Genomic DNA, 22,555 nt, shown 5'->3' with positions numbered 1-22,555 from the left:
GTAGCTCTCTAGCGTGGGACTTCTCTTCTAGTGCAACGCTTCCGCTGAACGATTGGCTCGGGTCTCCGCGCCCGTGGAGTGCTTAGGCTTTTCTTCGGCTGTCTCGGCACGAACGGCGGCGTCGGGCTCCTCGGCCTCGTCAGGAATATAGAACAGGCGCAGGTGCTGAATGTCCTCGTCGGTCCATGCCCGGGATTTCCCGGTGATCGGGTCCATGCCCACCATCACAGTATCCACGATGGTTGCCACGCGCCCGATGGAGTCCTTCATCTCCTGGCGCATCACGCACGACTTCTGACCAATCTTGGTGATCCACGTATCCACGGCCACCTCTGCCTCGCCCGGCGAGAGTGGGTGGGGGTAATCGATCGTGGCATGACGGACAAAGAACGGCGGAACCGCAATGTCCAGCTCCAACAGAACGTCCTTGAGGAAGTTCATCTTGGCATCCTGGGCGAACTCTAAGTACTTGGCGTTGTTGACGTGTTGGTATTGATCAAAATCCGACCAACGCAGTTCACGATGACAGGTGTGCCGGCGAGTACCAGTGTCCTCATTCAGGATAAATGGCATCTTTACTGCCCCTCTCTTCGTAGGTGTGTCCGGTAGTGGCTGATTGGTGTCAGTATTGGCTCTATCGCTCTACAGACCTACAAAGTTACCTGAGTGAAAGTAAGCTTTTGAACCTTCTGCCGCATATCCCCTCAGGTGGGGTTAATCACATCTTTCACATAAAGCACGTAGCGCCACATCGTCCTGCGTGGATGATGTGGCGCTGTGGCGAGCCAGGAATGCCCTAGCGAGTGAGCCTACGGTGCGTCACACGCGTTGGGCGCGCTGCCTCTGGCCCAAGGCGCTCCACCTTATTCTTCTCGTAATCCTCGAAGTTGCCCTCGAACCAGTACCACTGACCTTCCTCAACATTGCCCTCCCAGGCAAGAATGTGAGTACAGGTTCGGTCCAGGAACCAACGGTCGTGCGAAATGACCACAGCACAACCGGGGAACTTCTGCAGAGCATTCTCCAAGGAGGACAGGGTTTCCACGTCCAGGTCGTTGGTTGGCTCATCGAGCAGGATCAGGTTTCCACCCTGCTTGAGCGTCAGCGCCAGGTTCAGGCGGTTGCGCTCACCACCGGACAAAACCTTGGATGGCTTCTGCTGGTCTGGACCCTTGAAGCCGAACGCCGAGAGATACGCGCGGGATGGCATTTCGTTTTGTCCCACATGGATGTAGTCCAGGCCATCGGAGACAACCTCCCAGACCGTCTTCTCCGGGTCAATGTTGGCGCGGTTCTGGTCCACGTAGCTCAACTGAACAGTCTGGCCGACCTTCACCTCGCCGGAATCTGGCTGCTCCAAACCAACGATGGTCTTAAACAGGGTGGTCTTACCCACACCGTTCGGGCCGATCACACCCACGATGCCGTTGCGTGGCAAAGTGAAGGACAAATCCTTGATGAGTACACGCCCATCGAAGCCCTTGTTGAGCTCCTTCACCTCAACCACCTGGTTACCCAGGCGCGGAGGCGTTGGGATCTGAATCTCTTCAAAATCCAGCTTCTTGTACTGCTCAGCCTCAGCAGCCATCTCTTCATAGCGCTGCAAACGAGCCTTGTTCTTCGCCTGACGCGCCTTCGCACCGGAACGAACCCATTCCAGCTCTTCCTTCAGGCGCTTTTGCAGCTTGGCATCCTTCTTACCTGCCACTTCCAAGCGCTTCTGCTTCGTCTCCAGGTAGGTCGAGTAGTTACCTTCGTACGGGTAAAGCTTTCCGCGATCGACCTCACAGATCCAGCCGGCCACGTGGTCCAAGAAGTAACGGTCGTGGGTCACAGCCAGGACGGCGCCAGGGTACTTTGCCAAGTGCTGCTCCAGCCACAGCACGGACTCCGCATCCAGGTGGTTGGTTGGCTCGTCCAGCAGCAACAAATCGGGCTCACTCAGCAGCAGCTTCGCCAGAGCCACACGGCGGCGCTCACCACCGGAGAGGTTCTTCACGTCCGCATCAGCTGGTGGACAGCGCAGTGCGTCCATGGCCTGGTCGATCTTGGAGTCCAGCTCCCAAGCATCCGCGGCATCAATCTTTTCTTGAAGCGCGGTCATTTCCTCCATGAGCTCGTCGGTGTAGTTGGTCGCCATTTCCTCGGCGATCTCTTCGTAGCGCTGACGAACCTGGAAGATTTCCCCCATGCCCTCTTCCACATTCTCACGCACATTCTTCTCCTCATTCAGAGGAGGTTCCTGCATGAGGATGCCCACCGTGGCACCTGGATCCAAGAAGGCTTCGCCATTCGAGGGCTGATCGATGCCCGCCATGATCTTCAAGATCGAGGACTTTCCGGCGCCGTTCGGCCCCACCACGCCGATCTTGGCGCCTGGGTAAAAGGCCATAGTGACGTTATCGAGGATGACCTTGTCTCCGTGCGCCTTACGCACGTTTTTCATGGTGTAGATGAATTCGCCCACGGTGAACTCCAATGCCCTTTCGCGTATGTTCTTCGCACTCGCATATGGAAAGCCCAGGCTGCGTCGCCTGGGCTTTTCGTGCAAGCCTGACAGTGTCCCCTAGTCTACGTGTTTTAGTCCACGCACACGATCCCTGACTGCCAGTTGCGTGGGACTTCCTCCCCCGAAGTGCCACCACGCGCCGCCTGCACTGCTCTATGTCCCCCTTCAGTATCCCGTCAGCGCCCCTTTCTGTAAGGGGTCTAATGCTCCACACTTAAACCTGATGCGTAAAGCTCACTGCTCCACGCTCAGCGTGCGCATCAGAACGGTGGAGTGTCGTCCCTTGAGGAGGAATCACCTGAGGATCCTGATCCTGCCTCCGCGCCCGAACTGACCCCAGCGCCTACAGCAGCCCCTGCACCCACGAGCGTCCGTGCAGCCGACCCCACGTCCGACCCATCGGATCCAGAAGCGTTCTCTGGCGGATCATCGAAGGACACGTTACCCTCCCCGTGACCACGACCATCCCCCTGAGCTGCTTGTGCACCCGCCTCCTGGCCGAAGCCGGAGGCGTTCTTAGATTCCCCGCCGAACGAGGATCGCTCCACCTTGTAGGAATCACACTGGCATCGATCCAGATCAGGACCCAGATGGTTAGCGACCATGCTCAGCGCCGTGCGTTTGATCTCGTTGCCGTTCTCATCGCGAACCTTCGCCACGTACTCGCGCGATTCCATCCGACCAATCGCAATGATCGGCGTTCCCGGCACCAGCGACGACCCAATCACGTTGGTCGCCAGCCGCCCCCAGCAGTGAACATCGAGGTACGTTGTTCCCCTGTCCTGCCACATGCCAGAGTTATCGCGGTAGGTGTGGTTGACGGCCATTCTGATGACGATGTGCGACGTCTCCCCCGAATGATTCATTTGTTTTGGAGCGTGTACAACGCGTCCACATAATTGCACTTGAGCCACATTGGCCATGATTGTCCCTCCCTTGGGTCTTCCCCCGAGGCCCATCCTCGGCTGGGTTCAGACCACAGTGTGGCACATATCCACACCCCCATCACCGAAAAATTTTGACCCTGTGGATAACTCCCCCTCCCCTGACGAGTTATCCACAAGGACGTCAAAAACTATTGACAAACTAGGCTATGTGTGCTTTTTTCGTCCATGCTTGTCCGAGTGCAGCGCCGAGTGGACCGAATTCGTGTGATACTCCGATCCGTAGTAGGCGTTTTCACCCATGTCCCCTTGTCCCGACGCCAACCCGGCCAGCATGTCATTGTAGGCACGGAGCTCCTCGTCTCCACTTCGTTCTTCGTGGCGATCATAACGCGCTGCCTGCTTGCGGTCCGTCCTGAGCCACTGGACGCCGTGCGCGGCCGTGACGATGAGCAGAGGGATCTCTCCCAATCCCCACGTCAAGGCTCCTCCTAAGTGCTGGTCTGCCAAGAGGTCCACCTCGAAGGGGAGGTTGAGGCTGCGATAGAACTCCTCATTGAGTGGATTGGCCATCTGCATCATGGCGATACCGAACCACACGTGGAAGGTCACCACGGCAAACAGCACCAGCATCTTCATGAACGGGCTGAGTTGACGCGGAGCAGCGTCTACACCAATGACCACCCAGTAGAAGATGTATCCGGAGATCAGGAAGTGGATCATCATGAACAGGTGACCGGCGTGCTCTGGGGCGATCTTGTCGAACAGGCTGGACATGTAGAGGTAGTAGAACCCGATCACAAACTGCACACCCGCCACCACAGGGTTGGTGAGGAACCGGGAGACCGGGTTGTTGATAAAGACCACTAACCACTCGCGTGGTCCCGGAACACCGTTACGTCCCGCCGGAGGTAGCGCTCGCAGCAGAATCGTCATCGGCCCACCCAATGCCCAGAACACGGGAATCACCATGGTCAAGAACATGTGCTGCAGCATGTGAGGGCTGAACATCGCCATGGCGTACATACCCATTCCGGAGCATGTCACCGCAATCAATGTGACGTTGCCCAAGGTCCACCACACCAGACGATTGGTGGGCCACTCCACGCCCCTACGCTTCAGAACCACATAAGCCCAGACGTACACCGCCTGAAGAAGCAGGGCACCCGTGCCGAAGACAAGGTCGAAGCGCCAGTGGGTGAGGTAGGCCATCATCGACGGGGGTTCCGTCAGGGTGAATCCCAGCAAAATATCCTGCTGTGTCAGGTCGGGATTGTTCTCCAGCGGTGGGGGGATGCGGGAAAGGGAAATCGCCACGCCAATTGTTGCCGCCATCACGAGAACTTCCCCTATGGCGAGACGAATGAAGGGTGCGCGCTGGGCGTCGGTCATTGTTCCATCAGGGCGCTCAACCACCCGCAACACAGGGATGATGCGGGAACGGTGCATCCAGCCAAAGCCCGCGAGAATCAGCGTAAGCAGCGCCTTGAGCATTATCACCAGGCCATATTTCGTGGTGAACCAGTCGGCAGGATCCACGCGCAACAACGCATTAATCACGCCGGAAATGGCCAGGACGATAATCGAAAACAAGGCTAAAAAGCTATAGCGTTCCGTGATGACGGTCAGGTGTGGACCACGGCGTTTGACATGCGCAATAAGCGCACACAGACCACCGACCCACAGAGCAGTGAACACAATGTGCCACAGCAGCGTATTCACGCCGTGGTCATGGGAGCCACCGGAGGCGGAATGGCCCTCCAAGGCCAACGGAATAAGGGACAGAATAGAAATCGCCAGGAATATCGGCTGGAAAATCCATTTGCGTGTCAACAGGGACAGCATTGCTACTACACCTGCAAAAATGGCCACCCACATCCACGTTTTAGACGCAGAAACCTGCTCCACGGCCGTATCCCATGCGGCCACATTCAGCGCGGTCTTTAAGGGCTGGCCGGACACATCCGACAAATACATCGGAACCAGCAGCACAGACAGCAGGGCAAACAGGGCCATGGCCCACGTGCCAGTGCGCGCGGCGCGGAAGCCATCCAAGTCCAGGTAGCCGTCCTTGCGCGGAGGGGCACCGAAGGCGGACATGAGGAAGCCTCCGATGCCGATGCAGGCGATCAGCTGCGCCATGCCGCGCACTAAAGGCAGGCCAAACGTAGTGAGCGCGCCCGGGTCTGGAATGCCCAAGATCGCCAGCGAATCCCCCACGAAGCTAAACCCAATGAGGGCCGCCACCACACCAGAGACCAGGGTGGCGAGGATGTACACCACAGCAGGTGACTTCATCCGCGCAGTTGTCGGTGACTGTTCGCCAGGGTTGGCCTTCACGTCTTCCTCGACCGTTTCCATAGACATTGACATTACCGCCTATCCCCTACAACGCCACATGGTCGCCGACACTTGGCCACCTCAGTAGGTCTCGTGGCCGAGGGTGCGTTATTGTAGTTGTGATTGCCTCCGTAGCTCAGTGGATTAGAGCAGTGGGTTTCTACCCCATGTGTCGCGGGTTCGAGTCCTGCCGGGGGCGCTTTTTATGGGTGGGGTTTACCTGAGTTTTTGCTGATGGCTGTTGGTTTTTGGTTTTTGCTGTTCGTGTGTCATGCGGTGCGTTTTGGTGCCGTGTGTCGTGGAAATGTCGTAGATTTTGCACGTTTCCATGCGAGGCAACATGAGGCAGCATGAGGCAAGATCGTTGCAAGATCGCGCCGGCATCGGCTTACCCGCTTTTTTCGCAGCCAACTCGCCGTAATAGCGTTGCGCTTCAGCCATCCACGCGTTGTGATACTTCCCGCCACGCGACAGGTGGTAAGGGCAGCCGGTCTGGCCAACGTCCGCATACTCAATGCCAATCGACTCATAGTTCGCCTGCAGGTTCCCCGCATACCACCCCGTGTCCGAGTCGTTTACGAGCTACCCGATCCTGCCCATTTTCTCCACCCGATAGTGCGCCGACGTCGGGCATGCCTGCCGCACACGCTAACAATCCTCCACTGTCAGCACACCGGCGTTGTGATGACGCACAATGTACCGGATTTTGCGCCCGGCACGGCCGGGTATGAAGTGCTTATTCATAAGCCGGAACACGTCCGGATCCACATTCAACCAATCCATTTTCCTCCTTTTGAATATGAGAAAAGACAAAACCCGGAAAGAGTTAGGGGTTGAGAATCTTTGTGATTTTCACTATCTTTCAACTTGACACATATAACTATTCCGTCATATACTATATGTTACCCCTACAGAGAAGGGGTTCCATATGATCAAATTGCCCACATCGACGGAAATTCCAACCGTCATCATGATCGGAAGAACACCCAAACCAAAGGGCAAGCATAGAAAAGTAAGGAGAATGAAGTAACCCCAGGCGCTGGCTAAACCCACTAGCCAGCCCCCCAAGGGGTTACCCCACCACCTTACCCACCGAAAGGATGACCATGTACCCCATCACCGTAGCCATGCTCGCCGTAGTAGTCATCCACGGCGTAACCCATGGATTCACAGGCCTAACACTGGCAGGCTCAATAGCCACAGGTATCGGACTGATCTACATCGCGCGGAGAAAGGCATAAACCCATGCGCCCCATCATCACCGACGCAGACACCGGACGCGAACTCTGGCGCGCCGTAGACTGCGCAAACCACTGCAGCATCAGCACCGGCTCTTGGCGAACCTACAACTCGGCAGGCAGGACGCCTGCACAGGTCTCAGACCTAGGCGACCGCATGCCACTGTGGGACGCTGAGGAGGTTAAAACTTGGCACGCAAACCGGCCAGGTTCCCCCGTCAAAAACCACCCCACCTCAACCCGAAAAACACGGTAACTTACACCTTGAAGTGCCTCGGGTTTTGCTCCTAGGCATGTTCCGTGATGTCCATTATCTTCCGGCCTGGGTTAGGTGTTCACGCCAGAATCCTTCCTTGACCTCAGCAGGCGTGCGGTACCCCAGCCCCTGCTGTAGACGAGTCTCGTTGCACCAATTCACCCATTCACACGTCACGATCTCAACCTCCGTAACAACAATTCCCTTTTCAACAAGGCGATCATTGTAAACAATGCTCACGTACTGTGACCCGTGTCTTCAATGGCGAATCAGACCTGGGGCTTCAATCCGACGTGAAACTACGTCGGTGACACTAGCGGCGTTTTCAAACCCCTTGACGTATCCGAACATAGGTCATTTCAGCCACCCACAATGCATCCGGCCGCCCGGCTATAAACTGGCACTTGACCAGGTCAGGGCGCAAATCCCTTACGCTTCGCCACACGTGCAGTCACAGGGCCTTGCCCCTCTGGCTGTGCCAGACACCCCAGCCAGGCGCATCAGACGAGCAACCTGCTCACGGCCAACAACGATGCCTTCACGGCCAAAAGCATGCCACATTGTCCGCACCCAGTAGACGCCATAGATTGCGTGATGAATCTCGAGGATGTGCTCTATCAGGGCGGCGTCCCGCAGCTTTCGATGTTCACGACGACGCCGGGTGTTTTCAGCGGCGAACTATGTACCACGAACCCCCTAGCTGTGAAGCAACCACCTGGCACGCGGCCTGCATCGACAAATTGCTCGCCGAGATACAGTCTTCAACGAGACGGACCGACCGGTCCTTCGCATCCTGATCAAATCTACTTCGGCATAGTCCAAATTTTCCCATTTACTCAGACGAAACAAAAACTGGGACACTTCAGGTTGACTTGCCGATGTCGAGGTCGTCCCGTATTTTATCCGGCTGATTGCCACCGCATCCGGCCATCAGAGGCGAGGGCGCACACCATTGGTTTGCCAGTTTTGCTGACGCCAGTCCCGCCGGAGCAGTATGCCCCGGGGTGTACGGTCCTGACGTTCGTTGCCGGTGGCTCGTATACGGGTTGCGGAGCCGGTGCTGGTTCGTATGCGGGTGCGGGTGTGTATTCGGGTTTTGGTGCGGGCGTTGGGACTGGTGGGATGAAGTTGTTTATGGGTTCTTCTGGTTCGCGTTGTGACGCTGGGGGTTGTTCATCGCTAGGTGGGTGTGCAGGGGTGTCGTTTTCTGCCGCGATTGGTTCTTCACTGGTTGTTGTGTTTCCAGTAGTTGGTTTTTTGCTGGTTGTGGCCGTTGTAGAGGTGGTGGTTGTGGCTGTTGCGGAGGTGGTGGTTGTGGCACTGCCGGTGGTGGGCGTGGTGTTTCCTTGCTGCTCTGGTGCAAACGCGCCACTGACCACGAACAGCACGATGGATGCGATAGTAATGGTGCCCCAATGCCGTTTCATTGGTTCTGCCCCGTTTTTCTCTCGGTTTTCGTGGATTAGCCACCAGATTCCTGGAAGGGCGATTGCGAGCCCGGCGCAAAGGCTGTAAAGAATGTCTCCATTAAGGAGCCCACCGAGAACCAGGATTGCTCCTAGCCCGACTGCGAGGAAGGCTAGCACTTTTTTCCAGAAAGGTTGTTGATGGGGAGTGTGTGGCTTAGGAGTGTTCGGCTTCGGAGTGTGCGGCCCTGGTGGGGGCGGGGTGGCTGCCGACTGGCCTAGATAAGGGTTCATGTCCATGCGGTTAGTGCTTTCAGGATGGGGGGATGGCTGGTCGATACTCATGGTTTAGGCTTTCGAGGGGTTGGTTTTGGAGTTTATTTTATTGTGGGGAAAGTAGCTTGTTGCATTTTCGACGACATGGGGGTGCAGTTTTCACAAGTGTGCAGGTCAGCTCAGGCGGTAGGGGGACCTATATGATTTGTCAACTCTGAGGGTGAGGTTGTTGGCGGGTATGAAGGGTTTGCTTGACCTTGTGGATGTTGTTTTTCGGGCATGCTGAGTAGCCGATGGGGGTTGTGTCCTCTAGCGTGGTGATCCGTAACCCGCGGTCAGCCACATGCCGGCACACACGTAGGCGACCATCATAGAGACCCCACCACCTCCCCCAAAGCGGACCGACAGACGCAACGGTTACCGAACGTCGCAGTGCGGGCAACCCCAGTGACTCAGCGCTGCGATAGCCCCTCAACGGCAGCAATCAGATCATCATCCGACTCGTTGATGTTCTCCAGGTGGACAACCTCCACCGGATCACCAAAGGTAGCCTTGATCTCCTCCAGCGCCTCCGGGATCGACAAATCACGCTGCGCACAATCATGGATCAAATCCTGGATCCGACCAGACAGGGGCAAATCCACAATGGAGAAAAACCCGCGCTCTCCACCGGATCGCAGAACGTCAATGTCATCAAAGCACACTGCTGCGAAACTGGACTCCCCCCGATAAATCCACGCCGTGCCCGGCGTTCCATGCTCAGAATCCACCATGTACTCCTTCATAGGGAGCCTCTCCAAGCCCATTTCCTTATACCGGCTAGACATCTTGCCCAATCACCTCCGCAAACGCTGTCACAGACCTAGGCTCCCCTTTCACTGTCAAACGCCTCAGCAGCATAGGAAGATTCGTCGGTGGCCCTGAATAATTTATCGGTGTTAGCACTATGACTCCAGACTACCTGCGCACGCATCCATGACTCGGCGTCGAAGCTGGGTTAAACGACAGAATATGCGTCCGAAAACGGCGATTCCCTGGAGCTGACCTGGACTAACACTCAAAAATATATGCTCAGCGAGCATGTATCGGGCTGCTCCACCAGAAATCCTCGGTCTTGCACCCACCCTGTGGTGTGCGGCGGACAAGACAATCCCCACAGCACCGGCTGGGACATTGCCAGCCCTGCCGGCGGTAAGCGCGCTGGCACAACCATAGGACTTTGTTGCGGTTCTTGAGCATTTCCCCAGGACAGAATCTCGAAAAGTCGAAATAATCCTATGGTTGTGCCGCGGCACCTCCCAACACGACCACGACACACCGACAACAGACACACATTTTGTCGTTTAACCCCGAAGCTCCCCACCCTTGAACTCTCTCAAGACGAAACGCCCCACCTCGCCAGCATTGTTGCTGGTGAGGTGGGGTGTCAATGCGCACTCACACAGAGTGCCCCCCCTGCTCATACAGCGCGCTCCCCCTTTAATAAAGCACTGCACTTTTAATAAGGCACTGCCCTTAGCGCGCAACGTGGCGAGCCGATGCCGCCAAACCGTCCCAGGTGTAGTGCAGTGGCAGCGCGTGAGGTGCAGCGGTGGTGTCCACAACGCCGGCAACCCAGCGGCTGTCGTTGCACATGTGGTGATCCTTGCTGATGGCCTTCAAGTCCACGAAGGTAGCGCCGGTTGCGCGTGCTGCCTCGCGGCCAGCGTTATCAATCGCGTTCTCCACCGGCGCGATGGGCAGGGCAACCAATGGGAAGCCTGGAACAACGTTGATCACGCAAGCGGCTCCGTGAGCATCCGTCAGTTGTGGCAGGCCCACGATCTTGATACGAGCCTGCGGAGCGCGGCTGCGAATGTGATTAACCTCGTTCACCATCGCATCGGTCAGTCGCTGCTGGGTGACAGCAGCGGGTTCCCGACCTCCGATGATGTGTGGGTACGTGTCGTTAGTACCGGCCTGCAGGATCACTTCGCGGGTGTGGGGGCCGAGGTCGCCGCGTGCTGCGGCGTCGTTGACAGAATCGGCGATGTGCTTGCCGCCGGTGTAGAAGGAAGCACCTGCACAGCTGTAGTCAGCAACGGCCTTGCGCGCTGCCTCGCCATACGCGCGGGCGAAGGTGCCGTCCGTTGGGCATCCGTTGTGGTTGCGCTGCGCGGTAGGCAGGTTGAGCTTTCCTGCCACGTAGTTGTCCACCGTGGGGTTAGCGGACAGGGAGTCGCCAAACACAACAGCGTCAGGAGCTGGGGCGGCCTGTGCGGCGGGCATGGCCAGACCCAAGGTTGCCAGCGCGGCAAGACCATAAGAGAAAACAGACTTAGAAAGTTTCATAGGAATAAACAACCTTACTAGGCGGGTGAACCTATCAATGAACCAAAAAATAATAAACTCTCATGTATATTTCGGACAAATCACAGAAACCGACCCATAGTCTGTTTGCGCGTACCCTGCGTAATCCCACGGCGCCCCAGCGCTACGCCTGCCCCACGCTCATGCCACAATCGCCCCGCGGCAGCGCTACTCCCCCACCAACGCGCGCACCACCCCAAGCCACATCCGCTCGGCACTATCTCTCAGCGTGCACACCGCGTAAGCTGTGAACCATGGCAAAGAAACTAGATTTTGACAAGCTGAACAGCACTCTGCAGTATGCACTGTGGTCCGCCTTCCAGATCCCCGCCGGCACGCTCGGTGACGATCGCGCGGCCATCGCAGCCGAGTTTCAGCAGTTCCTGGACTCCTATGCAGATTCGGGTGTGACCGTCCGCGGCGTGTACGACGTCTCCGCCCTCCGCCCCGAGGCGGACATCATGTTCTGGGTCCACGGCGAAGACCTCGCCGAGCTCCAGGCCTTCTACCGCGCGTTCCGTCGCACCACCCAGCTGGGCAAGGTCGCCGTACCCGTGCGTTCCAACGCAGCCCTCCACCGCCCCGCCGAGTTCAACCGCTCCCACGTCCCCGATTTCCTGGTCGATCCGGAGCCGAAGCGCTGGATCTGCCTCTACCCGTTCGTGCGCACGCCCGAGTGGTACCTGATGGACGAGCAGGAGCGCCGCCGCATGCTGGTGCAGCACGGTATGGAAGCCCGCGAATTCAACATGGTCCGCGCAAACACCATTCCTGCCTTCGGCTTGGGCGATTACGAATGGATGCTGGCCTTTGAATCTCCTCAGATGGAGGACGTGGTGAATCTGATGTGGAAGATGCGTTACACGGACGCCCGCAATTACGTCTCCGAGGAAACTCCGTTCTACTCCGGCCAGTGGATTATGGATCAGCTGCCTGAATACATCGAATCGCTTCCCTGATATCGCTGCCACAACACCATCCTTTAAGGAGATTTATGTCCTCTTCCCTCCCTGCGGCCACCGCTGGCTCCTACGCCGTTGTCACGGGCGCGTCCTCCGGCATTGGCGCTGCTATCGCGAAAGAATTGGCTCGCCGTGGTTATGACCTGATCCTGGTGGCACGCACCATGGGGCCGATGCAGGAGATCGCCGATGCGTTTCCCGATCGCGATGTGCAGATCCGTTCCGTCGATTTATCCGACGCCGGCGCGCGTTCCACACTCCTCGACGAATTGCGCTCCACTACTGTCAGCATCATCGTCAATTCCGCAGGCATCGCGACGTTCGGAAACTTCGCGGATTTGGACTACTCCTACGAACGAGCCCAATTTGAATTAAACGCCACAGCGTTATTTGAACTCACCGCTGCGGTCATTCCTGGAATGGTCAGCCGCGGCACGGGCGGCATTATCAACGTTGGTTCTGCCGCTGGCAATACCGCCATTCCAGGCAACGCCACCTACGTGGGCACGAAGGCGATGGTGAACACGTTCACCGAGTCTCTCCACTATGAGCTGGCTCCTCGTGGCGTGGCCTGCACCTTGCTGGCACCAGGTCCTGTGCGCGAAGAGGTCAAGGAAGAGGACAAGCTCACAGAAGTGGACGATGCCGTGCCGGATTTCCTGTGGACCACCTACGAGGACTGTGCGCTGGATACTTTGAATGCGTTGGCGTCTAATAAGCTGCGCGTAGTTCCAGGTCCACTCTCGAAGGCCATGAACTGGGCCTCCACCTACATTCCGCGCCGTGTGGCCTCCCCCATTATCGGCAAGTTTTATTCCAAGATGGCTGCGGAAGGAGACGCCTAAATGCCAGATACTCCAAGCCAGATTTCCAAACACGATCGCATCGTGTGGGCCGATTGTGAAATGACGGGACTTGATCCCGAGCGCCACGTTTTAGTGGAAATTGCCGTTATTGTCACCGATGCGGACTTAAACCCCCTCGATGAGGGCATTGATCTGGTTATCCACGCCACCGATGAACAATTGGCGCAGATGGATGACTACGTCACGACGATGCACGAATCCAATGGCCTCACGGAACAGATCAAGGCTTCCACCTTAAGCTTGTCCGACGCCGAAGCGCGCGTCCTGGACTACATCAAGCAGTTCGTGCCGGTCTCTGGCCAGGCGCCGTTAGCGGGCAATTCCATCGGCACCGATCGTCTGTTTATCAACCGGTACATGCCACAGCTTGGGGACTACCTGCACTACCGCATGATTGATGTCTCCAGTATCAAGGAATTGGCGCGCCGCTGGTATCCGCGGGTGTACAACGGCCAGCCTCAAAAAGGCATGTCCCACCGCGCGCTGGCGGATATTCAGGAATCCATTCGGGAGCTCGAGTTTTATCGACAAGCTCTGATGCCCGCTCAAGACCTGCGCACCGAGGAGGTGGCCGCTGCGGCTGCATCCGCGGAGGCTCGTTGTCCGATTTCTGGCACCCGCTAAGCAAAAACCTGCGATATCCTGCAATTTTGCTGAATGGGGGCCAGTGGTCTAACATAAACGTCGCTGTTGAAAAATAGCGATGGTGACTGTAGTTCAGTTGGTAGAGCACCAGGTTGTGATCCTGGGTGTCGCGGGTTCGAGTCCCGTCAGTCACCCCAAAACTTTCTTCTTTGAGGCACATCATGTCGGACACTCTCGCCACAGCATTCCGTGATGTGTTCCGCGGCCACCCGGCAGGGGTTGCCCTCATTACCGCCACAGTAGATAATCAGCCGGTAGGCATCACGCTATCTTCTGTGGCGTCTTTGTCTCTCGATCCCCTGTCGATCAGCTTTTCCTTCATGAAAAGAACCGGCTCCGCCGGAAAACTCCTCCGTGCCGATTCCCTTTTGGTGCATTTCCTCAGCGACGAGCACGCCGACATTGCACAAAGCTTCGCGCGCTCCCAAGACGACCGCTTCAGCCCACCCCAAGGCTGGGAGACCGCTCCCACTGGCGAACCCCTCCTGCCAGGATGCAGGGCAGTCCTGCGCGTCACCATCACTGATACGGCCGTGGCCGGAGACTCCACCCTCTGCGCCGCAGAAGTGCTGAACGTGTGGCACGATCCACACCACTCAGCCCTCCTCTTCCTGGGGCACCAGTTCTATAGCATCGACGGGCTGACCCCTTTACGCTAAGTGTGAAAAAAGAGAAGCTGGGCGTCGAATATAAAACAATCAACGCCCAGCCACAGCAACGGGGATTTACGCGTTGCCGTTCGACCACTCCTCCCACGGAATCTGCCAGTCACCCAGGCCATCGTGGCCATCCAGCTGACCGCCCACCGTATTCTTCACGATCACCACGTCGCCACGCTTCAGGTTCTCATACACCCACTGCGCATTCGCGTCAGACACATTCACACAACCATGCGACGTATTGGTATTACCCTGCGCATACACACTCCACGGAGCACCGTGAATGTAAATGCCAGACCAGCTCATCTGCGTGGCGTAATTCACCGGCGTGACATAACCACCATTCTCCGGGGCCAGACCATAGGTATTGGAATCCATCGTGAGGGTATCGTACTGATCGCCCACCGTGTACGTGCCGTTCGGAGTAGCCCACTGCGCACTATCACGGCCGTTGGACACAGGCATGGTCTTAATAACCTCGCCGTTCTTCGTGACCGTCATGATCTTCGTAGCATCGTCCACCTCCGCACGCACGTCATCCCCAATCGTGAACGACGCCTCACGGTCCGCGTCACCAAACACACCATCGGATACTTCCACGCCGTAGAGATTGGACTTCACGGTCACCTCCGTGCCTGGCTTCCAGAACTCCTTCGGGCGCCACCGCAGGCTCTGGTCCGTGAGCCAGTAGAACGCACCCTCGGTGTTGTTGCTGGTCTCCACGGAAATGGCGTCCTGAACCGCCTTCTTGTTGGACACAGGGGTATCGAAAAACAGAGCCACGGACTGGGCAATACCCACCGTGGACTGATCCAACGGTGACAACGCAGAATCTGCGACGTAATCAGCCTGGGTGGTGGAGAACGTCTTCTTAAGGGTCTTGTCCCCCGACTTCGCCGTCAGCGTGTACGTGCGGTTGTAACCCAGCTTCTCCGTGGACGACCACTTCGACTTGTCACCGTTGAACTCGCCGGCGACTTCGGTGCCTTCGTCATTGGTCAGGGTCACCGTCGACATGTCCTTACCCTCCACCGAAATGGTGTCCGTGACCTTCACACCCTTTGCATTATCTTTCACGGACGCGGTCAGACCGATGGAGTCGCCATCCTCCCCCTGGGAATGGGATGCAGAATCCCCGTTATGGGACCCGCTATCACCACGATCAATGGTGCAGGCGGCGGTCAATCCAAGAAAGGCTGCAACGGAGGTGGCAACTACAGCCTTGCGTGCGTGAGTACTAGCTATGCGGCGCATGTGGCTCCCAATACAAGTGGTGTGAACGATATGACAACAACCTTAAAACTCTAAGCTTGGAAAGTACTAACCAAAACCTGGCGTGTTACCAAGACTTTTCTAAATCGTTACCAAACGCGCTAAAAACAGGCTATGACCTGGCGATTTGTGAAGTTCACACAGAGCGTATAAAGTAATGTCTCGTTGCACAGAGAGTTCACAAGAACTTGACAAGAAGATGCAACACAGACCGCGGGTCATTAGCTCAATTGGCAGAGCAGCTGACTCTTAATCAGCGGGTTCGGGGTTCGAGTCCCTGATGACCCACCGCGTACATTCCCCAGATCACCTCTGATCTGGGGTTTTGTCATTCCTAGGCAAGCATAGCAAGCGCAGGACTGCCATTCAGGCCAGTTTCTGACCAGATTCTGACCACCACAGCGCCAGGGAATAACTTCCACCGCGCGCTGTTGTACCTCAGTACTATGACTGATTCTCACACCTCCCCCTCCCGCGTGCCACTGTCCCTCATCGATTTTGCGAACATCTACCGGGGCGAATCCGCCGCCGATGCCTTCGCCCGATCTGTCACGTGGGCCCAGCGCGCCGAGTCCTTGGGCTTCAAGCGCATCTGGTACTCCGAGCATCACAACATGCCGTCGATTGCCAGCTCCGCCCCAGCTGTGCTGATTGCTCACGTGGCCGCACACACGGCGTCGATTAATTTGGGCGCCGGTGGCGTGATGCTGCCGAACCATTCCCCTTTGGTGATCGCGGAGCAGTTCGGCACTCTCGCGGAGCTTCACCCGGGCCGCATCGACCTGGGCCTGGGCCGCGCGCCCGGCACGGATCAGATGACGATGCGCGCGTTGCGCCGGGATGTGCATGCTGCCGATAGTTTCCCTCAGGATGTGCAGGAGCTGGATGGCTATCTGACGGACAACTCCCTCCTGCCAGGCATTAACGCGGTCCCTGGCCGCGGGACGAATGTCCCGTTGTACATTTTGGGCTCCTCCCTCTTTGGTGCTCAATTGGCGGCGCAGCTGGGCCTGCCCTATAGTTTCGCGTCCCACTTCGCCCCCGGCGCCCTCACGCAGGCCGTGCAGGTGTATCGGGATAACTATCAGCCGTCTGAGCGTTTCCCGGAGCCGTACGTGATCGCCGCGGTGAACGTCACCGCCGCTGATTCGGAGGAGATCGCCGCGGAGCATGACCGCCGCGTCCGCCGTTCACGTGTGCGGGCGATGGCGGGGAAGAAACTGACCGACGCCGAGCTCGATCTTGTAATGGATTCCCCCGCCGGTCAGCGCATCTTGGACATGCTTCGGTACACCGCGAAGGGCACGGGCGAGCAGGTGGTGGAGTACCTTGAGGAGTTTGTGGAGCTGTCGCAGGCCGATGAGTTGATGGTGGCGTTGCAGTCGCCGTCCACTCCGGATTCCCTGCGCAACATGGAGATCCTCGCGCAGCATTGGTTTGCGTAGCGACAAGGAACGCAGCGCAGCACTGGTTTGCGTAGCGACAAGGAACGCAGCGCCCGCCTACCCGGCGCGGCGCTTGCCGAACACCACGGGCACGAGCGCCCCGACCACCAGCATCGCGATCACACGCATCACCTGAATGACCGTCACCACGGGGTCCGATCCCGCCTCGTGGGCGAACGCCAGCACGGCGTACACCCCGCCGGGAACCGTAGCCAGGTACGCGTCCAGCATGCTGTACCCCCAGACCGTGCAGATGATCCAGGCGGTCATGAGGGAGCCAAGGATCATCACGGCGATGGCGGACAGGATCACGGGCAGGGACTTCACAAATTCCCGCAGCGCCCCCTTCGTGAGAGTTCCCCCGGCCTGCACACCAATAATCGCGAACGCGATGTCCGCCAGCACTCCCCGAGGGGTGAGGTACTCGGCGGGGATTCCCGCCATGAGTCCCACCACGCCCAGCGCCAGCGCCAGCAGCAGATACGGCGAGGGGATGTTAATAAACCGCGTCACCAGCCACACGATGCCGTAGACCACCAGCGCCCCGAGCGCCGATTTCAGCAGGTCACTGGGTGGAATGTGCTCCGGGGCGGACCGTATCGGCTCGTCGGCCAGCCATAGAACGAACACGGGGAGCGTCAGTACAACAATCGACAGGCGGAGGAATTGCGTCAGGGTCACAAACTTGGCGTCGGCTTTAAGGTCCACAGCAAGCAACGACATCGCACTCGCCCCACCTGCGAGGGTGGCGAGGACGCTGGTGGTGGCGTCGATTCCCCGTATTTTTATTAATAAATACGACGCCGAGGCGCACACCACCAAAGTAAACACCACCGAGACGGCCGTGGGCGCGGCGTAGGACAGCATCGTTGGCCCATCCACGGTCGCCAGCGGCGAGGCACACAGCAGCGCGATGATGACCTGCGCGGGCGTGGACAGCTTCTTCGACGGGGTGACCTGGCGATCACCGAAGATGGCGGCGGCGCCGAAGACCACAAGGAAGGAGAAAATCCAGGCGGCGGGGACATGGATGGATTCGCCAAAAAAGGCCCCAGCAATCGCTACTGGGACCAGGAGAAGAGTTCTCAGCAAGATAATCTAAAAACTCTTAGTTGCGGGCAGCCGCGAGGAGACGCTGAATCTCCTTGATCTGCTTCTTCTCCTTGCGCTTCGAGGACAGCGCCAAAGCCGTCAGGACAACCACGCCGGCAACCACGCCACCGAGGATCATCTGCACCTTCGGATCCTTCACGGTATCCATCACTTGACCGCGGGCGTCATCGGCAAGGTTCTTAGGGTCTGCACGGACTGCCAGCTCATCAAGGGTCTTGGCGAGCTGATTGCGGGTGCGCTCAATATCGCGCTGAATGGCATCGATGCTACGGGCCACGGAGATACTCCTCATGATCGTCAATGATCGTCATCGGTTAACGGGTAACTAGATCCAAGATCTCAGTCTATCCCTCATATTGTAGAGGATCAGCCGCTGCGATGCCGAGAAACGAAGGCGTATGGTGGTGCCTATGACTGATGCAACGCAACCAACCCGCCTTGAGGTGGGCGACGCAGCCCCTGATTTCACCCTCACCAGCGACCAGGGCACGGACGTGTCCTTGGCTGATTACCGGGGCAAGAAAGTAATCGTGTACTTCTACCCCAGGGCCAACACCCCGGGCTGCACCACGGAGGCCTGTGACTTCCGGGACTCCCTCACCGAGCTGAATAACGCCGGCATTGAGGTGCTGGGTATCTCCCCGGACTCTGTGGACGCGCTGGTGAAGTTCCGCGACCAGCACTCCCTCACGTTCCCTCTCCTGTCCGACGCCGACAAGTCCGTCATGACAGCGTGGGGCGCCTTCGGCGAGAAGAAGAACTACGGCAAGGTGGTTCAGGGCGTGATCCGATCCACGTTCGTGGTGAATGAGGAAAGAAAGATCGAGCTAGCGAAGTACAACGTGAAGGCCACGGGGCATGTGGCCCGCATCGCCAAGGAGCTGTCGCTCTAGCGACGCTTCAGTTCCCGGACAGCCTGGAGGATGGACGTCCCCGGATGCTCTTGGCGATAGCGCCGGACTTCCTGTGGGGACGGGTTGTCCGATGCACTGTTCGTCCCCGGGTGGTCCTGGCGATAGTGCCGAACGTCCTGTGCGGACGGGTTGTCCGATGCACTGTTAGTCCCCGGCTTTGAGGACGGTGGGGACCACCTCCAGTACCAAAAGACCAGAATTCCTATCAGTGAACATACCGAGGCAACAAGGTTATTTCCTGCGAAACCGAAGCATAGTGCCGCGATAAGCAAGAGAAATCCACAGCTGAGGACGAGAATCTTTTCGATCATACCTCTCACCTCTTAAGAGAGTTGTGGTGCTGTGCGCCTGGGGAGACTTGAACTCCCACGTCATAAGACACTGGAACCTAAATCCAGCGCGTCTGCCAATTCCGCCACAGGCGCGTACATCACACACTCTAGCAAGAAGTGCACCCCGGAAAGAAATGCTCTCGGGCAGAATTGTCTTCCCCCAGCAACCGGGTACACTTGGGCACGTGAGCACCGCGGACAACAATACCCCCCAGGGCAATCCCTTCCCGCTGCGTGTACGTATTGTTCAACTGATCTTTTTGACGTTAGCCGTGGTGGCTACGCTGTTACTGGCGCGCTGGCAATGGAACGCGTGGCACCAGTCCGATGGCTCCTTCCAGAATCTCGGCTATGCCATCCAATGGCCTGTGTTCGGCATTCTCCTGATCGTCGCCTATCGGAAGTACATCCGCTATGAGAAAGAGCGCGTGCTGGGAGATGACCAGGCTGCCGTGCCCGATGAGGTGAAGAACTCCATGCGAGAAATTCCCACGGACCTGCTCGCCAACGCCAGCCCCTCACATATCAGCACCGTTGACTTTGAGGACGACCGGCGCCGGAATCGCCGTAACCGCACACCCAACAATTCCCTCGACGAGTAGGCAGTAAAAACGTGAACGAAACCAGCACGACCGCGAACCCCATTCACCCTGAACGACAAAAGCGCGTGGCCAAGTCCCTGAAGTTCTATTCCATCGCCGCGATTGTCACGGGTATTTGGCTCCTCATCTTGGTTGCGGAAATGATCACCAAGTACCTGATCCTCGGCTCCGAGAACACCCCGGAATGGTTCACCTACATCGGCCAGGCTCACGGCTTGTTCTTCATTATTTACGCCATTACCTGCCTGGATCTCGGCACGAAGGCTCGCTGGGAACCCGGCAAGTGGATCACCACCATCCTGGCCGGCGTGATCCCCTTCCTTAGCTTCATCGTGGAGGCAAAGCGTCGTAAGGAAGTGAAGGCCGCCTTTCATATCTAAGGCAACCCAGCCGGTGCATCTTTAGTCGGCCGGGGCCGTTTCCACAGCTACCGCATCAATTTCCGCGGCGGTCGGTCCACCCTGCGTGGTGTCCTCACCAGGCGCCCACTGCGCACCCAAGCACGCCAGAATGCCCGTCGCTGCCGCACGGGCCCCCACCTCGAGGGTGGAGAGCTCCGGCAAAAACGCCGGGTTGTGGTTCGTAGGAATATCAATATCCAGCCGGCCCGCGGCCTGTGCACGCTGCCACTTCGCTCGCGGAGTAATGCCGACCGTCCACAACAGGTACGGAACCCCGAAGTGTTTAGGGATCACGGAGAAATCCTCTGAGGCCGTCCACGGCTCCATGTCCTCAGAATCCTCACCGAACACCTCATCGAAATGAGGGCGAATGGTGCGAAACACCGTATCGGAATTGTTGGTCGCCCCCAACAATCCAACAAACTTAAACTCCGGTTCGCGTTCCGCGCCGGCCGCAGCAACTTCCGCACGAACAATGCGCTTGATCGCCTCGATGCACTTGAGGCGCAACTCTTCATCATAGAAACGGCAGGACAAGCTGATCTTTGCCGAGTCCGGGATCACGTTGTTGGCCTTGCCGGCCTCCACGGAGGCCACCGTAATCACTGCGAACTTATCCGGTGGCACCTCTCGGGACACGATGGTTTGCAGCCGCATGATCGTCGATGCCGCCAGCACCACGGGATCCACCGAACGGTGTGGCATGGAGGCATGCGCCCCGCGTCCGAACAAGGTGATCTCAATCGTGGTGGAGGACGTCATCACGGGACCCGCCGCACTAAAGATCTTCCCGGCTGGCCCGGCGATGATGTGCTGGGTGAGGCAGACGTCTGGCTTCGGGATCTTCTGCGCCAGACCATCGCCCACCATGCGGAAGGCACCCACCGATAATTCCTCAGCCGGTTGGAACAGTGCAATGACCGTTCCCGTCCATCGATCGGCTGAATCCTCTAGCAAGGCCATGGCGCCCAACAAGCTGGTGGTGTGGTGATCGTGCCCACACGCATGCATGGTCGGCACCCGCTGCCCCAGAGCATTCAACTGGGAATGCTGGGATTTGTAGTCCACGTCCGTGTTCTCCGCCACGGGCAACCCATCAAAATCGGCGCGCATGAGCACGGCGGGACCGTCACCATTGCGACGCACCGCGGTGATGCCATAACCGCCGATGGTGCTGGTCACCTCCCAGTCCGGGAAGCGCTGGAGCTCTTCCAGAATCCGGGCAGCGGTTTTTTCCTCGGCTCCGGAGAGCTCTGGATAGCGGTGGAAGTGCTTATACACATCCTCCATCCACGTCAGATCCGTACGTGCTTCATTGATGATGTCAGCGGGGCTGACCTCTGTGGGGTTCATATCCTTTTTCTTCTGTTGAGCTGCGGGCCTACGCTACAACGCGGGCGAACACGAAAACATTGACAAACGATTGAGCGTTGTCGGCGATGTCAATGCTGTGCCAGCCGACGCAGAGGCTCCACCAGTTGCGCCAGCGCCTTTCCTCGATGGGATAGCTCGTCCTTGCGCTCTGGGCTCAACTCTGCAGCTGAGCGGCCGGGCTCCTCCACTGGGCTGAACAGCGGATCGTAGCCGAATCCACCCGCGCCCTGTTCCTCCATCAAGAGGGAGCCCTCCCACACACCTTCCACGGCATAGACCTCCTGCATGCCGGTCTGCTCGGCAAGGTCTGCCGGCAGCTGCAAAACACACGCAGAGACAAACTGTGCGCCACGTTCCTCAGGATCCGTGAAGTCCTTCAATTGCGCCAGCAGAAGCGCGTTATTCGCCGCGTCATCCCCGTGGGTTCCCGACCAACGCGCCGAGAGCACACCCGGCATGCCATTCAGCCGGTCCACCCGGATCCCCGAATCATCCGCAATAGTGGGAAGGCCCGCGTAACGCACACCATCCTGCGTCTTAATCTGAGCATTAGCCACGAACGTAGCTCCCGTTTCCGGGGACTCCGGGTACTCATCAATATCCGCCAAGCTCACCAGCTCAATCCCCTGAACATCCGCCGCCTGCAGCACGCGCTGGAGTTCTTTAAGCTTCTTTGCATTCCGTGATGCCACTAAAACCTTCATGCCCGATC

At 58.0% G+C, this 22,555-nt stretch carries 22 protein-coding genes and 4 tRNA genes; 12 read left to right on the top strand and 14 right to left on the bottom strand.

The genetic code is table 11. The features are described from left to right. Positions 1–27: 27 nt before the first annotated feature. The 4 genes from IAU67_RS02555 to IAU67_RS02540 form a co-directional block, all read right to left on the bottom strand. Positions 28–573, bottom strand: coding sequence for an acyl-CoA thioesterase (locus IAU67_RS02555; RefSeq protein WP_151843245.1), 546 nt, complete (start codon positions 571–573; stop codon positions 28–30). 223 nt (positions 574–796) lie between these two features. Beyond that, complete coding sequence (ettA, locus tag IAU67_RS02550) at positions 797–2,467, bottom strand: energy-dependent translational throttle protein EttA (protein ID WP_151843244.1); 1,671 nt, start codon at positions 2,465–2,467, stop codon at positions 797–799. 302 nt (positions 2,468–2,769) lie between these two features. Continuing rightward, complete coding sequence (locus tag IAU67_RS02545) at positions 2,770–3,432, bottom strand: single-stranded DNA-binding protein (protein ID WP_187767948.1); 663 nt, start codon at positions 3,430–3,432, stop codon at positions 2,770–2,772. A 168-nt stretch (positions 3,433–3,600) separates the two neighbouring features. Next, positions 3,601–5,766: a bifunctional copper resistance protein CopD/cytochrome c oxidase assembly protein gene (locus IAU67_RS02540; protein WP_187767947.1), complete on the bottom strand. Its 2,166-nt coding sequence runs from the start codon at positions 5,764–5,766 to the stop codon at positions 3,601–3,603. A gap of 92 nt (positions 5,767–5,858) precedes the next feature. Here IAU67_RS02540 and IAU67_RS02535 point away from each other — a divergent pair. After that, a tRNA-Arg gene (locus IAU67_RS02535) sits at positions 5,859–5,932 on the top strand. Between the two features lie 17 nt (positions 5,933–5,949). Here IAU67_RS02535 and IAU67_RS02530 read toward each other — a convergent pair. Together IAU67_RS02530 and IAU67_RS09935 are read right to left on the bottom strand one after the other, a co-directional pair. Continuing rightward, entirely contained in the window at positions 5,950–6,174 is a 225-nt protein-coding gene (locus IAU67_RS02530) for a hypothetical protein (protein WP_151843242.1), read from the bottom strand. Between the two features lie 1,482 nt (positions 6,175–7,656). Beyond that, positions 7,657–7,845 (bottom strand): IS3 family transposase, encoded by a 189-nt coding sequence (locus IAU67_RS09935; protein ID WP_370452045.1) that lies wholly within the window; start codon positions 7,843–7,845, stop codon positions 7,657–7,659. Between the two features lie 579 nt (positions 7,846–8,424). On the opposite strand from IAU67_RS09935, the gene IAU67_RS02520 reads away from it, so the two are divergent. After that, positions 8,425–8,742 (top strand): hypothetical protein, encoded by a 318-nt coding sequence (locus tag IAU67_RS02520; protein ID WP_187767946.1) that lies wholly within the window; start codon positions 8,425–8,427, stop codon positions 8,740–8,742. A gap of 619 nt (positions 8,743–9,361) precedes the next feature. Here IAU67_RS02520 and IAU67_RS02515 read toward each other — a convergent pair. Further along, entirely contained in the window at positions 9,362–9,736 is a 375-nt protein-coding gene (locus IAU67_RS02515) for a hypothetical protein (protein WP_151843239.1), read from the bottom strand. Positions 9,737–10,424: 688 nt separating this feature from the next. Next, complete coding sequence (locus tag IAU67_RS02510; protein WP_151843238.1) at positions 10,425–11,240, bottom strand: GDSL-type esterase/lipase family protein; 816 nt, start codon at positions 11,238–11,240, stop codon at positions 10,425–10,427. 272 nt (positions 11,241–11,512) lie between these two features. Between IAU67_RS02510 and hemQ the strand changes: the two genes are divergently transcribed. From hemQ to IAU67_RS02485, 5 genes are all read left to right on the top strand, one after another. Next, on the top strand, positions 11,513–12,217 hold the full coding sequence (hemQ, locus tag IAU67_RS02505; RefSeq protein WP_151843237.1) for a hydrogen peroxide-dependent heme synthase: 705 nt from the start codon (positions 11,513–11,515) through the stop codon (positions 12,215–12,217). A 35-nt stretch (positions 12,218–12,252) separates the two neighbouring features. Continuing rightward, positions 12,253–13,065 carry a mycolate reductase gene (cmrA, locus tag IAU67_RS02500; RefSeq protein WP_151843236.1) on the top strand — a complete coding sequence of 271 codons (813 nt, stop codon included), beginning with the start codon at positions 12,253–12,255 and terminating at the stop codon, positions 13,063–13,065. Further along, a complete protein-coding gene (orn, locus tag IAU67_RS02495) occupies positions 13,066–13,710 on the top strand; it encodes an oligoribonuclease (protein ID WP_151843235.1) in 645 nt (214 codons plus the stop codon). Between the two features lie 82 nt (positions 13,711–13,792). Further along, a tRNA-His gene (locus tag IAU67_RS02490) sits at positions 13,793–13,868 on the top strand. Between the two features lie 24 nt (positions 13,869–13,892). Then, the gene (locus IAU67_RS02485; protein ID WP_151843234.1) at positions 13,893–14,390 is read left to right on the top strand and encodes a flavin reductase family protein; all 498 of its coding nucleotides are present in this window, start codon (positions 13,893–13,895) and stop codon (positions 14,388–14,390) included. A gap of 66 nt (positions 14,391–14,456) precedes the next feature. Here IAU67_RS02485 and IAU67_RS02480 read toward each other — a convergent pair whose 3' ends face one another. After that, entirely contained in the window at positions 14,457–15,644 is a 1,188-nt protein-coding gene (locus tag IAU67_RS02480) for a L,D-transpeptidase (protein WP_151843233.1), read from the bottom strand. A gap of 233 nt (positions 15,645–15,877) precedes the next feature. On the opposite strand from IAU67_RS02480, the gene IAU67_RS02475 reads away from it, so the two are divergent. After that, a tRNA-Lys gene (locus IAU67_RS02475) sits at positions 15,878–15,950 on the top strand. A gap of 158 nt (positions 15,951–16,108) precedes the next feature. Beyond that, positions 16,109–17,107 (top strand): LLM class flavin-dependent oxidoreductase, encoded by a 999-nt coding sequence (locus IAU67_RS02470; protein ID WP_151843232.1) that lies wholly within the window; start codon positions 16,109–16,111, stop codon positions 17,105–17,107. 57 nt (positions 17,108–17,164) lie between these two features. Here the strand turns inward: IAU67_RS02470 and IAU67_RS02465 are convergent, their stop codons facing one another. Continuing rightward, positions 17,165–18,199 carry an AbrB family transcriptional regulator gene (locus IAU67_RS02465; RefSeq protein WP_187767945.1) on the bottom strand — a complete coding sequence of 345 codons (1,035 nt, stop codon included), beginning with the start codon at positions 18,197–18,199 and terminating at the stop codon, positions 17,165–17,167. A gap of 16 nt (positions 18,200–18,215) precedes the next feature. Beyond that, positions 18,216–18,497, bottom strand: coding sequence for a DUF3618 domain-containing protein (locus IAU67_RS02460; protein ID WP_151843230.1), 282 nt, complete (start codon positions 18,495–18,497; stop codon positions 18,216–18,218). Positions 18,498–18,630: 133 nt separating this feature from the next. Here IAU67_RS02460 and bcp point away from each other — a divergent pair, with 133 nt between their 5' ends. Further along, positions 18,631–19,113, top strand: a complete 483-nt coding sequence (gene bcp / locus IAU67_RS02455) for a thioredoxin-dependent thiol peroxidase (RefSeq protein ID WP_151843229.1) — start codon at positions 18,631–18,633, stop codon at positions 19,111–19,113. A gap of 364 nt (positions 19,114–19,477) precedes the next feature. Here the strand turns inward: bcp and IAU67_RS02450 are convergent. Further along, positions 19,478–19,559 (bottom strand) — tRNA-Leu (locus IAU67_RS02450). Between the two features lie 92 nt (positions 19,560–19,651). On the opposite strand from IAU67_RS02450, the gene IAU67_RS02445 reads away from it, so the two are divergent. Both IAU67_RS02445 and IAU67_RS02440 read left to right on the top strand, forming a co-directional pair. After that, positions 19,652–20,068, top strand: a complete 417-nt coding sequence (locus tag IAU67_RS02445) for a hypothetical protein (RefSeq protein ID WP_151843228.1) — start codon at positions 19,652–19,654, stop codon at positions 20,066–20,068. Between the two features lie 11 nt (positions 20,069–20,079). Further along, a complete protein-coding gene (locus tag IAU67_RS02440) occupies positions 20,080–20,448 on the top strand; it encodes a DUF3817 domain-containing protein (protein ID WP_151843227.1) in 369 nt (122 codons plus the stop codon). 21 nt (positions 20,449–20,469) lie between these two features. Here the strand turns inward: IAU67_RS02440 and IAU67_RS02435 are convergent, their stop codons facing one another. Continuing rightward, a complete protein-coding gene (locus IAU67_RS02435; protein WP_225723610.1) occupies positions 20,470–21,822 on the bottom strand; it encodes an amidohydrolase in 1,353 nt (450 codons plus the stop codon). An 89-nt stretch (positions 21,823–21,911) separates the two neighbouring features. Further along, the gene (locus IAU67_RS02430) at positions 21,912–22,547 is read right to left on the bottom strand and encodes a non-canonical purine NTP pyrophosphatase (protein ID WP_151843226.1); all 636 of its coding nucleotides are present in this window, start codon (positions 22,545–22,547) and stop codon (positions 21,912–21,914) included. Between the last annotated feature and the right edge of the window lie 8 nt (positions 22,548–22,555).

It is taken from the genome of Corynebacterium zhongnanshanii (genome assembly GCF_014490575.1).
Lineage (GTDB): Bacteria > Actinomycetota > Actinomycetes > Mycobacteriales > Mycobacteriaceae > Corynebacterium > Corynebacterium zhongnanshanii.
This window is presented reverse-complemented; position numbering and strand designations above follow the sequence as displayed.